Below are 13,966 nucleotides of genomic sequence, written 5' to 3' on the forward strand. Positions count from 1 at the left end.
GGATACCGTGAAGGAAATATTATTACGCCGAAGGATTCGCGTTGCGACGTGTGCTGTCTTACTCACTCTGAGTAGTCAATCTGGTTGGGCTGCTGAGCGTGAGAAAATCGGTGTCGTGCTCAGTGGGGGCGGTGCTAAAGGTGCCGCTCACATTGGGGTACTTGAGGTATTAGAAGAGAACCGTATTCCTGTTGATCTCGTAACGGGAACGAGCATCGGTGCCTACGTCGCGGGCATGTATGCGATGGGGCTGACAGCGCAAGAACTAAAGCAAAAAACCATGTCAGCGAACTGGCAAAGCGGTTACCTCGATCGCGTCAGCCGTAATGATATGGTGCTGCGTCGTAAACAGCAAAATGATAACTTTCAATTACACACCGATTTAGGTGTCACGCCGCAAGGTGAATTTAGGGCTAAGCCTGGCGCCTTTCAAGGGCAGGGGATGGCGATCCTTTTACGCGATCTTACCGATAACCTCCCCGTTTTAAACTCGTTTGATGATTTGGTGATCCCTTATCGTAGCATTGCTACTGATATTGCCAAGGTTCAGCCCGTAGTGATTGATTCGGGTCATCTTGCGACTGCGATGCAGGCATCAATGGCAGTACCGGGTGCGTTAACCCCAATTGAGTGGCAAGGTCATCGTTTAGTGGATGGCGGCGTGGTCAATAATATGCCAGTTGATGTGGCGCAACAGATGGGGGCTGATGTCATTATCGCTGTCGATTTACGTGACCCATTGCTGGAAGATGAAGAACTGAGCAGTGCGTTGACGATTATTTCGCAGTTAACGACTTTCATGACCAACAGTAGTGCAGATCGACAAAAAGCACTCATGACCGAACAGGATATCTACCTCAAACCTAAACTGGCCTTCATGACAGCCCCCGATTTTGATCAAATGGAACGGGCCTATCAAGCTGGACGTAATGCTGCGACTCAAGCACTACCTCAACTATTGGCGCATCAGCTATCTGAAGCAGATTACCGTCAATATGTGCGTTATAAGCAAGATCGCCGTAGTCAATTGATAGCAAACTCAGCATATTATATTGATCGTATCGTCATTAATAACCAGACCATGCGCAGTGATGAAGCCTTATTAGCGTTACTTGATCTTCAAACGGGTCGAGTTCTCACCAATAATGCGCTTGAAGATGCGGTTACACGGCTCAATTCAGAAGATCTTTTTTCGCGGATTACCTATCAGATCGAGCAACAAGATCAAGAAACTGTCTTGCTCTTAGATGTGATTGAAAAAACGTGGGGGCCTGGTTACCTTAATTTCAAATTTGCCTTTGAAGACGACTTTTCACAGCGTTCTGATTTTACTTTTGGTGCTCAGTATCTCTATACCAACCTCACCGATAAAGGTGGTGAATGGTTGTTTGAAGCTGAACTTGGTAGTTGGAAGGCCTTCAAAACAGAGCTTTACTTGCCGCTTGATTACTCACAGCGCTTCTTTTCATCCTTTTCAGTTGAGTACAATAGTCAGCTACGTGGCTTCAAGAGTGCCCAATTAGACCCTGAGTTTGGTCAAGCTACAGGGCTCAGTACCATAGATGGCCTATACGAACGAACCACTTACACCGCTGATCTTGGCGTGAATTTAGCTCGCTGGAGTGCATTTAGAGCGGGTTTTATTGGGCTTGATGGGAGTGTTTCGTTATCGTCGGTCGATTTAACTGAAAGCTTTAAAGCCTTTGGTGGGTATACTCGTTTTGAATACGATAATTTAGATAATCAGTTCTTTCCTAAAACAGGCTGGCAAGGCTCGATCGATTTGGGGTTATTGCACACCCAAAGTGAGATTGATCAGCGTCGCACCGACGATGACGCATTGGTATATCGGGTGCACTTTCTTAAGCCATTTGATTACAACCGTCACAATGTGGTGGCATTGCTTGACTTTGCGGGCTCTGATTCTAATGAGCTACTGCCTATCTTTGCGCAAGATTTAGGGGGCTTGTTTAATCTTTCTGGTTATCATAAATATGAGCTAAATGGACGCTACAGCGGCTTAGGTGCGCTGATCTATCGCTATCAATTAGCCGATAACGACTTTGGTGCCTTCTCCACCCCTGTTTTTGTTGGAGGCTCATTTGAGCAAGGTGGAGTGTGGAATGCATACAGCCAGATCGATGCGAACAGTTTGATCACCGCTGGTAGTGTTTTTGTCGGCGTTGACTCGGTATTAGGGCCGATCTACTTTGCTTATGGTATGGCGGAAGGGGGCGAGCGCTCTTTCTACCTGACGCTTGGGAATACCATCAAGAATTAAGTGTTAATACTTGATGACTCCCGAGTCTTTCCATCTGTTTTTATTAAGGCAATATTGAGGTATTGCCTTTTTATTTGCTAATTTTAAGGCTAAAACCTAGCCAGTGGTGGAGTAAAGTGTTGCTCATGGTATGGATAGTTTGCTTACCGAATGTGATTTTTACGCGCTTTTTTTATTTTGCCATCAAGCCTTGCTACCGTTTTGCTTGTGATTATTGATAATAGCAGTGGACTATCGCCTCAGGGCTTTAAGGGTGATGAGTAAGAAAAGGTTTACAAGCAAATGACAGAAAAAGAGAAGATGCTGACTGGCGAAATTTATCAAGCATTTGATAAGCAGCTGGTGGCGGAGCGTGATCGTGCTAAAGCGATATGTTTTCAATTAAATCAAACGTGCCCGACTCAGCGTGAGAATCGACAGTTGCTGATTAATACCTTACTTGATCAGGAAAGTGATGCATGGATTGAATCACCGTTTAATTGTGATTACGGCTATAACATCACAGTGGGGAAAGGTTTTTACGCCAATCATGGTTGTACTATTTTAGACGGAGCGCCAGTGACGTTTGGTGATAATTGTTTGTTAGCGCCTAGCGTGGTGATTGCGACGGCTGGGCATCCATTGGATTCGGTTGAGCGTGCGAAAGGTGACGAGTATGCCAAAGCAATTACAGTGGGTAACGATGTGTGGCTCGGAGCGAATGTGACAGTGTGCCCTGGTGTCACTATTGGAGATAATGTCGTGGTTGGAGCGGGAAGTGTGGTTACCAAAGATTTACCAGCCAATACTGTGTGTGTCGGCGCGCCAGCCAAGCCTGTACGTGTTATTGATTGATGAAGTCACGTGTTGCAACACTAAAGCTTTGTGGTCTTTTGATACGGTTAGGCGACCCGGTAGCTATTGGGCATACCGAGGTGAGTGAAGCGATTTAAAATAGAACAATCGAGTAACATTTCCTTTGACTGATTTTCAAACTCTCTGCTGTGTAATGTATTGCCGCACGCTCTGCCAACCGATAATGCCAAGGGCGAAGCAACCTATCAGGCGCTCATCCTCTTTGGAAGGTGAACTTCATCAGCAAACGTATTGTCTTTCGGCGGAATAACAATCTCAGCCTCCGGGAAATGCTCCTCTAATGTCTGGTACACCGCATTGGTATCATACATTTTATCGGCACTGATGTGCTCGACATCCGTAGTGATGGACTGACATAACGTCCCGACAACCTGATCATCCATGGTGTTTTTATCGGTGAGGACTGCACTTTGAATGAAGTGAGCCTCATCAACAGCGAAATGCGCCTTTCGCCAGCTGCATTTTGCATTAACCTTATGTTTTTCTTGATGCCATTCATCCTTCCCAAACCGTTTGAGCCCCGTTGAATCAATGGCTATTGCTGCAATTTTGTCATCTGGTCTTTCATGCTTTCTAAATCGTGGCACCGTAAGATTAAGTTGCTTTAGCCGCTTTGACAGCAGCGTATTATCAGGGCATTGAAGGTTGGTCATGCCAAACTTCATCAGTAAACTATCAATCAACCCTTGAGCTTGATGTAGAGGAAGTTTATACCCCAGTCGGGGCTTTGTTGCCTAAATCAGCTTGAACTATTTCCGTATTCACGGTTCAGATCTTACTCATAACCAGAATGAGTAAGTTTAATGGCCAAAGTGAAGTACAAAACCTCTAATTGGAAGCAGTACAATCAAGCTCTTGTTAACCGTGGTTCAATTACTTTCTGGATTGATGAAGAGGCAATAGCTTCTTGGCTTTGTACTCAACATAGCGAGCGGCGTGGACGAAGATTTCAGTACTCAGATACTGCGATTACTGCTGCACTGATGCTCAAAAGTATCTTTAAGCTGACACTACGGTCATCTGAAGGCTTCCTTAACTCTATATTTTCACGGATGAAATTACCCCTTCGCTCTCCTGGCTATACATGTATTAGCAAACGAGCGAAGACAGTTAACATTAGTATCAAAATGCCTGTTCGTGGTGAAATTCGTCACCTTGCCGTTGATTCCACTGGCTTGAAAGTCTTTGGTGACGGTGAGTGGAAAATGAAAAAGCATGGAAAGGAAAAACGCCGAGTTTGGCGTAAGCTGCACCTTGCCGTTGATGCTGACTCACAGCAGATTGTTGCTGCTGAAATGTCCCTGTCAAATGTCACGGATGGAGAAGTACTTCCTCAACTACTACAACAGACCCAACGAAAAATCAGAGCAATATCAGGGGATGGTGCTTACGATACTCGTCGGTGTTATGAGGCGATAGCAAAGAAAAAAGCATAACCTTTAATTTCCCCTCGTACTGGGGCTGCTTACTGGGAGCATGGACATGCTCGTAATCGAGGTGTCGCCAATCAGCGTATTCACGGTAGTAACGAGCATTGGAAAAAGTGATTGGATATCATAAACGGTCATTGTCAGAAACAGCAATGTTCCGCTACAAAACGTTGATTAACCCATCACTGACATTAAGAGATTACAATGCACAAGTAGGCAAAGTATATGCCTCAATCCGAACTATGAATAAGTTAACAAGACTGGGAATGCCGGTTACACAAGCTGTCCGCTAGCATTTAAATTAAAGGGTAGTTCTATCAGATGTTCGATTTAGGCAACAAAGCCACCAGTCGGATGTAATGGCAGGCTTCAATGGTGCTGCCAGGATACTTTACAGAAGAACCAGTACCATCATAAATACGAATGTCATGCTGCCAATGTTTGATGATATCGTCAGATATCCAAATATCGAACCGCCCACGTTGCCTGAGAGCCTGGTTATACTCCCGATAGTTATTTAAGGCGTAGGTATGCTTCTTAAAATGATGGCGTTTTTTTTCATTGTGTTTGTAGGGCATGTGTTAAATAGCTAACCGGAATGAAGGGCTGGCTATGATAACTGAACTCAGTGCTAATGGAATGATTGAGCGTTATATGAGCAATTCAACAAAGCCTTTATTCAATATTAATGCTATATTGTTTTATTTTAAAAGAATTAAAAGAATTAAAAGAATTAAAAGAATTAAAAGAATTAAAAGAATTAAAAGAATTAAAAGAATTAAGGGTCAATCTGCCTTGGTGTATATTAAAGTTAAGGGTGAGTCTTTGATTGGTTTTTAATTGATGGTACAATTTAATTTCCTAATTATATATCTCAAAGTTACACCGTGCAATCTTGAAAATATACTTTAAATGTAAGTTTTGTTTGAAAGGGATGTTTTAGATATGGATTTATCTAGTGATTCATCAATAGACAGAAAACAAGCTGCTCGTTTTCTATATGCCTCAACATTTGGACCCAAAAAAGGTGATATCGATAATCTAGTTAATAAAGGTTATGACGATTGGTTTGATGAGCAATTTAATACACCACCGAATTATCACCTTCCACTGACTCGCCAATATAAGCGATCTAACAAAAGTATTGGAGAGGAAGAAAGATTGGGCGTTTGGTGGAAACATACCATTCATGGAAAAGATCAATTACGCCAACGAATGGTCTTTGCTCTCAGCCAAGTTTTTGTTGTTGGGGTCTCACCACAAATCTCATCTGAGAAGCAAGCTTATTACTATGACATGCTTACAGAACATGCGTTTGGTAATTTTCGAGACCTTCTTACAGCTGTAACCTTGAGTCCTGAAATGGGGTGGTTTTTAACCTATGGAAGCCTGTCTATCCCTCGTCGTTATGATGAAAATTATGCTCGCGAGCTCATGCAGCTTTTTACCATCGGTCTTTGGAAAATAGCATCTAACGGCTTACCAGCAGTAGACAAGGATGGACTCCCTATTCCAACTTATAGTCAAAATGATGTTGAAGAGCTCGCGCGAGTATTTACAGGTTGGCGTATTGAATCTTGGTTCGAACCCATGTCTGAATATAGTCGTTCGCACGATCATGATTCAAAGATTGTTTTAGGTGAGTATTTTCCTGAAAAACAAACAGCAGAGCAAGATATGGAACAGGCTCTTGATTTACTGTTTAATCACGCTAATACGCCATTTTATATATCAATGTTACTTATAAAACGTTTTACAATTAGTAACCCTCGGCGACAATATATTGATCGAGTTGCGAAAGCATTTAGAGACAATGGATACGGAGAGAGGGGAGATCTTAAAGCCGTTCTCATCGCAATTTTGACCGACCCTGATGTTATCAAAAGCTATGCGATAAGTGATCATCTTGATACAGGTAGGTCTGAGAGTAACTATGGACGAGTTAAAGAACCATTGATTACTATGGCAAACCTTGCAAGAGCTTTAGATATGAATTCCAACGATCCTGAACGTTGGTGGGACTCTATTAGAACAGAAGCTAATTTAGGAATGTCTCCACTAAGAGCTGACTCGGTATTTGGTTTCTATGCTCCTGATTATGCTCCAAGCGGAGAAATAGAAGACATTGAGCTGACCGCGCCAGAATTCTTTATTCATAACCAGGACTGTGTCATGGGGATCAATAATACATTTTGGGATGCTATCTTGGCATATAATTCTACTCATAATAATAAACATTGGAGTTGGGATAGGGGGGATTTTGAAAAAGTACATGAGGATCCGAAGGCACTTGTTGAACTCATTAATGAACGCTTGTTTGGCGGAAATATGTCTAGAGAACTGATTTCTTTTCTTAAAGAAAATATTAATGAATTAGATATTTATGATATTGACCGCCGTATTTGTAATGCACTCTATATCGCTGTTAGTTCCCCTCAATTCCGCTGCCAGGAGTAAAAGAATGAAGCTTAACCGACGTAATTTTCTTAAAAGCAGTTTAGCCGTAGGTGCATCTTCACTTGTTACGTCAACTGCAGTTAAAGCTGCAACGGCGGGATCAACGGACTATAAAGCACTCGTGTGTATTTTTTTGAAAGGTGGTAATGATGCTTATAATATGGTGGTCCCTAGAAGCCCATCAGCCTATCATCAATATGAATCTTTTCGCCACAATATAGCTATAAATAAAGATTCGCTAATAGATATAGATATAACCACATCCAATGGTATAAAACTAGGTTTACATCCTTCTATGAGTGCGATGAAGCCTATTTTTGAAAAGAATAATGCAACCATCATTGTTAATTCCGGTACACTTGTTGAATCATTAATTGATAGGGAAAATGGATGGGAAGACGCGATATTCCCAGAATTCTTGAGAGCGCACAATAAGCAGCAGTCAATGTGGCAAATAGGGACCCTAAATCAAGGTACTTCTTTGGGTTGGGCTGGTCGAATGATGGACTATATGTCTCTTAGAGGTAAAGTGTCCCCGGCAATATCAATATCTGGTAATTGCAATTTTTTGCGAAGTAAAAGTCTGCAACCACTTGCGCTTAGCACTTCTGAACCTGGTAATTATAAGGGAATTGATGAACTGCAGCGATACAATGGACTAATTTGGAATTGGGAGCGAGAATATAGTAACTTATATGAAAGAAATTATGCACTCATGATGAAGCAACGCTTCGTACAGAGTGAACTGCTCAAGGAAGAATTAAACAATTTCCCATCAGGGGAAGGATATTCTGGAAGCCTTGGCAGTCAGCTTTCTATGGTTGGTCGAATGATTCGGGCTAAATCTGCATTTAGTCATAGTCGGCAAGTGTTTTTTGTTAGCCTAGGTGGTTTTGACACACATCAAAAACAGTTAAAGCAACACTCAAAACTTCTTGAGCAAGTTGCAAAAGCAATGGCTGCTTTCCAAAAGGAGATGGAGCTGACAAATAACAGTGATAACGTTACTGTTTTTACTATGTCTGACTTTGGACGTCGACTACAATCAAACGGTGATGGTACTGACCATGGTTGGGCAGGTCACCAAATAGTTATGGGTGGTGCCGTTAATGGTGGCAAGGCTTATGGGAAATGGCCTGATTTCAGTTCAGATCGTGAATATCATAATGGAGATATTATTCCAGGGATTGCGGCTGATCAGGTTCATGCTACGCTCGCTAGTTGGTTTGGCTACCCCAGTGATGATGATTACCTAGTGAAGCTTTTTCCTAGCCTTGACAATTTTGAAGACAAAGTAATATCAGGACTACTAAGCTGAATTTGACGGCAAGGAATATTTAACGTTTCTTACTATTAAACAAGTAGTGTACTATTATTTAAATAAACATGAAAAATGACTATTTATTTTAATCTCTTTGAGGTTTGAATGTGTTTTTTAACGTTATTATAAACATCTGCGCAACCTTTACAGTGCAATAAAGAATTATGAGGCTTAATAATAAACCCTTATAAAAAGGTTATATATTTAAGTGCACTTCATTAATTATGTTACTAATTTAATGAAGTGTACACTTCATTCTATTTAAAATTACAAGTTAAGTGATATGTATGAAATCGTATTATGATATAATAACACGAATAATCCACTGGGTTATGGCTGTTGTAATAATTTATGCTTCAATTGCTGGGTATACCATGCATTTAGTTGTTAATTCACATCCGATAATTTTTAAATTTTTGTCAACTTTGAATATGTCTCTTGCAACGATAGGTGCAGCTTTATTTATTATACGATGGGTATGGAAATTTTTCAGACCCAATATTTCATATGCAAATACAAGAACGAACAAGATTGAGATTAACGTTGCACGTATGATTCACAGCTTTATATACTTCCTTATGTTCTGTGTGTTTGTTAGTGGTTTCATGATGCTTAAAGAAGGGTATACATTTTTTTGGTTTGCTGAAATACCTGCACCGTTAAGTAATCCACCCGTTAACGATTTTTTTCTTTTGGTGCATAGATTTGGATGCGCTTTGCTATCGATAATTGTTATTCTACATGTCTCCGCAGTTATTTTTCATCATGTTATTAGAAATAATGATGTATTACATCGTATGACTGGCCTAACGACATACTCCAAGCAGTAACTATTTGGGGTCTGTCGCTTTTGGTGGGCATTGTTGCAACACTAAAACTTTGGGTTGTGTCGCAAACTGGAGTGCTGAGTTATGATTTCCACCAGCACTCGTTACTTTTATCATTATGACTATCAATTTTTCAGGCCGCCACTTTCCGTCAGACATCATCCTTCAATTGGTTCGGTACTATCTCTCTTATAATAAATGGCATTGTTGCAACACTAAAGCTTTGTGGTCTTTTGATACGGTTAGGCGACCCGGTAGCTATTAGGTATACCGAGGTGAGTGAAGCGATTTAAAATAGAACAATCGAGTAACATTTCCTTTGACTGATTTTCAAACTCTCTGCTGTGTAATGTATTGCCGCACGCTCTGCCGACCGATAATGCCAAGGGCGAAGCAACCTATCAGGCGCTCATTCTCTTTGGAAGGTGAGCTTTATCTGCAAACGTATTTTCTTTCGGCGGAATAACAACCTCAGCCTCCGGGAAATGCTCCTCTAATGTCTGGTACACCGCATTGGTATCATACATTTTATCGGTGAGGACTGCACTTTGAATGAAGTGAGCCTCATCAACAGCGAAATGCGCCTTTCGCCAGCAGCATTTTGCATTAACCTTATGTTTTTCTTGATGCCATTCATCCTTCCCTAACCGCTTGAACCCGTTGAATCAATGGCTATTGCTGCAATTTTGTCATCTGGTCTTTCATGCTTTCTAAATCGAGGCACCGTAAGATTAAGTTGCTTTAGCCGCTTTGACAGCAGCGTATAATTAGGGCATTGAAGGTTGGTCATGCCAAACTTCATCAGTAAACTATCAATCAACCCTTGAGCTTGACGTAGAGGAAGTTTGTACCCCAGTCGGATCTAATGGCAGGCTTCAATGGTGCTGTCAGGATACTTTACAGAAGAACCAGTACCATCATAAATACGAATGTCATGCTGCCAATGTTTGATGATATCGTCAGATATCCAAATATCGAACCGCCCACGTTGCCTGAGAGCCTGGTTATACTCCCGATAGTTATTTAAGGCGTAGGTATGCTTCTTAAAATGATGGCGTTTTTTTTCATTGTGTTTGTAGGGCATGTGTTAAACAGCTAACCGGAATGAAGGGCTGGCTATGATAACTGAACTCAGTGCTAATGGAATTATTGAGTGTTATATGAGCAATTCAACAAAGCCCTTTCGAAATGATATAGGTACTGGGCGGTTCTGAGGCTCGTGTATTTTCTTAATTTCATTAACCCTTTTTAATAAAATTAAAGGGAGAGAACATTTACCCTTTTGGCTAATAACAATAGAGTCTAATGAAAGATAACCCTTCTTTTCAATTGTACGCTGAAAGGTTAGGTAGACTCTCTTATCAAAAAAAGCCCATCGACTAGCCATTACTTTCTCCTTCATTTGAAATAAATCAAGCTTGATTGTCATAAGTGAAATCTTATTTACCTCACTAAATAGGCTTTGTTGAATCGCTCATATAACACTCAATCATTCCATTGGCACTGAGTGCAGTTACTGAGGGGAAGATCACCACCTTGATCATCTTTCCGTTTCTGGTGGCCCTTGCTTCTCCTTTGCCTGCTAGATCCAGAAGCCACTTCTACATCCATTTACAGAAACGATAACGTGTTAATCTGTAAACGCTAAGTAGGCATTGTACCTCAATGCGCTGACATTCCTTGCCGATGCTTTAGCATGACAAGGAAGAGGAAGTTATTGATTAGAATAATAACTCAACAGCATAAATAACTTCATCGGGTTGGCAATTCATATATAAAGGCTTGAATGTATCGGACCTTTTATATAGTCGTTCAATATCATTATACTCAATGCTTCCACTATTTTTTAATGAATAGAATTTTAATATTTCACTTGCTCTTTTAACATCTAATGGGAAAACGCTCATAATATCATAAGTGCTAATTTTTCCTGATTTGTTTATTACTGCTTCTATAAATTTATCATGATAAATAGCCATACAACCGCCTTGTATTAAACGATAATTTAGTACTTTTGATTAATAAATGTTATCAATTGAATATGTATATTGTCATTTTTATTAAAATAACAATAAATTTAATCATTTTAAATTATGCCCCTTGTCGTGGTTAAGAAGATAGACACATTGTATCTTGCTCTATTTTTTATTCAATACACAAATTTCACGGAAATCAGGTGTTATTTTAAATTAACAGTTGAATTATGTTGATGTAAAAAGGATTATAGATTTAGCCAGTTAAGTTTATTTAATATAACAATATATTTAAAAGGTTTAAAAATATGGAATTTACACATATATCTGACTTGAAAGAATTATCAGGTGAGGCCAAGGCATTCATCGCTTACTTCATCGAGCAAGACTTGCCCGAGATTTATGAAAATTTAGGCTTTGTTGAATGTAATATGCCGCTTGGAAGTAAAACTATTAAGTATAAGACTGCATTCAATAACGATCTTGATGGGCGACTTGAGTATTGGGTTGTCTTTAACACCTATGGTGCAGTAGGTTTAGCTAAGAGGCTGACTTACGATGATAAGTTCGAAACAACTTTTGTTCACTTCAATCTAAAGCATGATAGAGATAGTTTTATCAAGGATACGATTGCAAAAATTCCAATGATAATCATTCACTAAGATATCATGGGTATAGGGTGATCATTATATAGTTAGAATCACTTTCCAGTAATAAGGCATAGACAGCTGTATTATAAATTACCTTTATTCAGAAGTGACGAATTATCTTAATTTCATAGTAGTGATTACAGTATGTTTTAAACAAGTTGAATTAATGGGTTAAAATAAGAAGAAAGGACTATATATTGAAGTCAATATACCTTTTTATGTTTGTGATAACTGTTTTATGTTCATTTTCTATATTGGCTAACGATGGGAGTATCAAGTTTGCAATAGGATAGATGAATTCAATGTGAATGGTATTGGCATCGTAATCGCTGCGAAATTGTGTAATTAACTACAAGGTAAGTGAAAGTTCAGATAAGAAAATAGATATAAGTTAACACTAACTTATTTGAATAATAGGCATAGAGAAACTGTAATTTTACTACCGGAATTTAATTAATATTGAGGTGACAATGAGAAGTAATATATCAGCATTTAAACTTATTGAATCAATGATTAAAAAGTACGGAAAAGTAAAACGTAGCAATATATTAGATACTTTTTCTATATCAATATCAGAATGTCAAAAGCTCATTAGGTGCTATGAAGATTTAACTGATTATAATCTTGTATATGATGATTCACGCTGTGAATACTCACTGATTATTGATGGCTACTTCCACACAATGTTCCTAAATGATGATCCAAGTCTGTTCATAAGATCGATTGAGCTTGTTTCTGGAAAAACGATGATAGTCGATGATGATGAATATGATACGTATAGGTTCCAAATCATCGCGGCTAATTGTAATGAGAATACAGATCAGGAGTTGATAAGAATTTCTGAAGCCTTAATTGAATATGGTTGTGATGACGTAACGATAGGCGTGATATGTGGGGAGCTGTACATAGAGTTTGAAAGAAAAGACGCATGTTATGACATGGCGGTCGCGAGGGCATCAAGCCAGATCAACGCTGTCTATGGGTTACATTGTATTAAAGATGAAAGATTATAATCACCATGTCCTGAGGCTCTCTCTCACAGACATGATTCGCATCGATAGGCTGATGTTAAATCCAGAAAATGGTATCCTAGGCGGCTGTTAGGTGCTCCATGCTGGAAAGATAATGAATTATACCCGAATCGTCTGTTTTGACCTCGAAATGTGTTGCTGGGATGATGAGCGCAAAGCTCGGACAGGTGAAATCATTGAGATCGGTGTCGCTGAATTAGATCTCCAGAGTGGTGAGATTGTTCGCCGAGCTCAACATTATGTATTGCCAGAGCAAGATGAAGTGTCTTATTTTTGTACAGAGCTGACGGGCATTAAGCCTGAAGTTATTGCAAAAAATGGTAAGCCGTTAGGCTCTATTTTGAAATCGATAGAACAAAAATTTGGCGGGCGTCATAAAATTTATGCTGCTTGGGGCCATGACGATCGTATTTTACGTGCTGAGTGTGAAGCGAAAGGGCTTAAAGTTCCATTCGAAGAATTCTTAAATATTGCAACCTTGTTTCGCATGCAGAGACACGTAAAGAAAAAACGTTGTGGTCAGCGTGCAGCAATGGAAATGGCGGGCGTTGAATGGGAAGGGCGCCAACATTCTGGTTATGTTGATGCTTACAACCTTGCTAGGTTAACTAAGACCTTATTTTTGCCAGAACAACAGGTAGAGTAACTCTCATTTGCTAAATTGTATTCAGTACTAAAAATGCCGCTGATTTATCAGCGGCATTTTTGTAGGAAGCTATCAAGGAGGTGTTGTGACAAAAAGCCACGAATGTCTCTTCGGTAACTATAAATTGCTTATTGCGTGTCTTTTAGCGCCGCAGTAACAATTAATTCAACTTTTAGCTCAGGACGAGCTAATTTAGCTTCACCACAAGCGCGCGCTGGTGCATCGCCTTCTGGCATCCAGTTGTCCCATACTTCATTCATTTCTTGGAAATCAGCCATATCCGCAAGCCAAACTAAAACTTGCAGCATGTGGTGTTTATCACTGCCAGCTTCATTTAATAATGCTTCCACACGACGAAGAGCTTCTTTTGTTTGGTCTGCAACGCTTTCACCCGCAATACCGACTTGACCACATAAATAAACAGTATCGCCATGTTTAACAATTTTGCTCATGCGTTGGTTAGTTTGTTCACGTTGAATCGTTGTCATCATTTAG

Annotated in this window: 12 protein-coding genes and 2 pseudogenes; 10 read left to right on the forward strand and 4 right to left on the reverse strand. The window is 40.0% G+C overall.

What is annotated here, in order from left to right:
* Positions 1-7 precede the first annotated feature (7 nt).
* The gene (locus tag OCU87_RS24235; RefSeq protein ID WP_261858793.1) at positions 8-2,281 is read left to right on the forward strand and encodes a patatin-like phospholipase family protein; all 2,274 of its coding nucleotides are present in this window, start codon (positions 8-10) and stop codon (positions 2,279-2,281) included.
* A 282-nt stretch (positions 2,282-2,563) separates the two neighbouring features.
* Positions 2,564-3,115, forward strand: a complete 552-nt coding sequence (locus OCU87_RS24240; protein ID WP_261858794.1) for a sugar O-acetyltransferase — start codon at positions 2,564-2,566, stop codon at positions 3,113-3,115.
* Between the two features lie 47 nt (positions 3,116-3,162).
* Here OCU87_RS24240 and OCU87_RS24245 read toward each other — a convergent pair.
* Positions 3,163-3,858: pseudogene (locus OCU87_RS24245) on the reverse strand (transposase); the annotation flags it as partial.
* An 81-nt stretch (positions 3,859-3,939) separates the two neighbouring features.
* Between OCU87_RS24245 and OCU87_RS24250 the strand changes: the two are divergent.
* From OCU87_RS24250 to OCU87_RS24270, 5 genes and pseudogenes are all read left to right on the forward strand, one after another.
* Positions 3,940-4,859 (forward strand): annotated as a pseudogene (locus tag OCU87_RS24250) (IS5 family transposase).
* Positions 4,860-5,178: 319 nt separating this feature from the next.
* A complete protein-coding gene (locus OCU87_RS24255) occupies positions 5,179-5,406 on the forward strand; it encodes a hypothetical protein (protein ID WP_261858796.1) in 228 nt (75 codons plus the stop codon).
* Positions 5,407-5,511: 105 nt separating this feature from the next.
* Positions 5,512-7,023: a DUF1800 domain-containing protein gene (locus OCU87_RS24260; RefSeq protein WP_261858797.1), complete on the forward strand. Its 1,512-nt coding sequence runs from the start codon at positions 5,512-5,514 to the stop codon at positions 7,021-7,023.
* 4 nt (positions 7,024-7,027) lie between these two features.
* A complete protein-coding gene (locus OCU87_RS24265; protein WP_261858798.1) occupies positions 7,028-8,341 on the forward strand; it encodes a DUF1501 domain-containing protein in 1,314 nt (437 codons plus the stop codon).
* A gap of 335 nt (positions 8,342-8,676) precedes the next feature.
* The gene (locus tag OCU87_RS24270; RefSeq protein WP_261859361.1) at positions 8,677-9,174 is read left to right on the forward strand and encodes a cytochrome b; all 498 of its coding nucleotides are present in this window, start codon (positions 8,677-8,679) and stop codon (positions 9,172-9,174) included.
* A 640-nt stretch (positions 9,175-9,814) separates the two neighbouring features.
* On the opposite strand, the gene OCU87_RS24275 is transcribed toward OCU87_RS24270, so the two are convergent.
* Complete coding sequence (locus OCU87_RS24275; RefSeq protein ID WP_315972503.1) at positions 9,815-9,973, reverse strand: hypothetical protein; 159 nt, start codon at positions 9,971-9,973, stop codon at positions 9,815-9,817.
* Between the two features lie 919 nt (positions 9,974-10,892).
* On the reverse strand, positions 10,893-11,150 hold the full coding sequence (locus tag OCU87_RS24280; protein WP_062692163.1) for a hypothetical protein: 258 nt from the start codon (positions 11,148-11,150) through the stop codon (positions 10,893-10,895).
* Positions 11,151-11,452: 302 nt separating this feature from the next.
* Here OCU87_RS24280 and OCU87_RS24285 point away from each other — a divergent pair, with 302 nt between their 5' ends.
* The 3 genes from OCU87_RS24285 (at position 11,453) to OCU87_RS24295 (ending at position 13,471) form a co-directional block, all read left to right on the forward strand.
* Positions 11,453-11,806, forward strand: a complete 354-nt coding sequence (locus OCU87_RS24285; protein WP_062692161.1) for a hypothetical protein — start codon at positions 11,453-11,455, stop codon at positions 11,804-11,806.
* Between the two features lie 458 nt (positions 11,807-12,264).
* A complete protein-coding gene (locus tag OCU87_RS24290) occupies positions 12,265-12,807 on the forward strand; it encodes a hypothetical protein (RefSeq protein WP_261858800.1) in 543 nt (180 codons plus the stop codon).
* Between the two features lie 112 nt (positions 12,808-12,919).
* Positions 12,920-13,471, forward strand: a complete 552-nt coding sequence (locus OCU87_RS24295; protein ID WP_062692157.1) for a 3'-5' exonuclease — start codon at positions 12,920-12,922, stop codon at positions 13,469-13,471.
* Between the two features lie 128 nt (positions 13,472-13,599).
* Here OCU87_RS24295 and OCU87_RS24300 read toward each other — a convergent pair whose 3' ends face one another.
* Positions 13,600-13,959 (reverse strand): RidA family protein, encoded by a 360-nt coding sequence (locus OCU87_RS24300; RefSeq protein WP_062692155.1) that lies wholly within the window; start codon positions 13,957-13,959, stop codon positions 13,600-13,602.
* Positions 13,960-13,966 lie beyond the last annotated feature (7 nt).

Origin of the sequence: Photobacterium sanguinicancri, assembly GCF_024346675.1 — a bacterium.
Lineage (GTDB): Bacteria > Pseudomonadota > Gammaproteobacteria > Enterobacterales > Vibrionaceae > Photobacterium > Photobacterium sanguinicancri.

Coding starts and splice junctions, on each gene's coding strand:
- OCU87_RS24240 (WP_261858794.1), top strand. CDS start 2,564: ATGACAGAAAAAGAGAAGATGCTGACTGGCGAAATTTATCAAGCATTT.
- OCU87_RS24255 (WP_261858796.1), top strand. CDS start 5,179: ATGATAACTGAACTCAGTGCTAATGGAATGATTGAGCGTTATATGAGC.
- OCU87_RS24260 (WP_261858797.1), top strand. CDS start 5,512: ATGGATTTATCTAGTGATTCATCAATAGACAGAAAACAAGCTGCTCGT.
- OCU87_RS24265 (WP_261858798.1), top strand. CDS start 7,028: ATGAAGCTTAACCGACGTAATTTTCTTAAAAGCAGTTTAGCCGTAGGT.
- OCU87_RS24270 (WP_261859361.1), top strand. CDS start 8,677: ATGGCTGTTGTAATAATTTATGCTTCAATTGCTGGGTATACCATGCAT.
- OCU87_RS24275 (WP_315972503.1), bottom strand. CDS start 9,973: ATGAAGTTTGGCATGACCAACCTTCAATGCCCTAATTATACGCTGCTG.
- OCU87_RS24280 (WP_062692163.1), bottom strand. CDS start 11,150: ATGGCTATTTATCATGATAAATTTATAGAAGCAGTAATAAACAAATCA.
- OCU87_RS24285 (WP_062692161.1), top strand. CDS start 11,453: ATGGAATTTACACATATATCTGACTTGAAAGAATTATCAGGTGAGGCC.
- OCU87_RS24290 (WP_261858800.1), top strand. CDS start 12,265: ATGAGAAGTAATATATCAGCATTTAAACTTATTGAATCAATGATTAAA.
- OCU87_RS24295 (WP_062692157.1), top strand. CDS start 12,920: ATGAATTATACCCGAATCGTCTGTTTTGACCTCGAAATGTGTTGCTGG.
- OCU87_RS24300 (WP_062692155.1), bottom strand. CDS start 13,959: ATGACAACGATTCAACGTGAACAAACTAACCAACGCATGAGCAAAATT.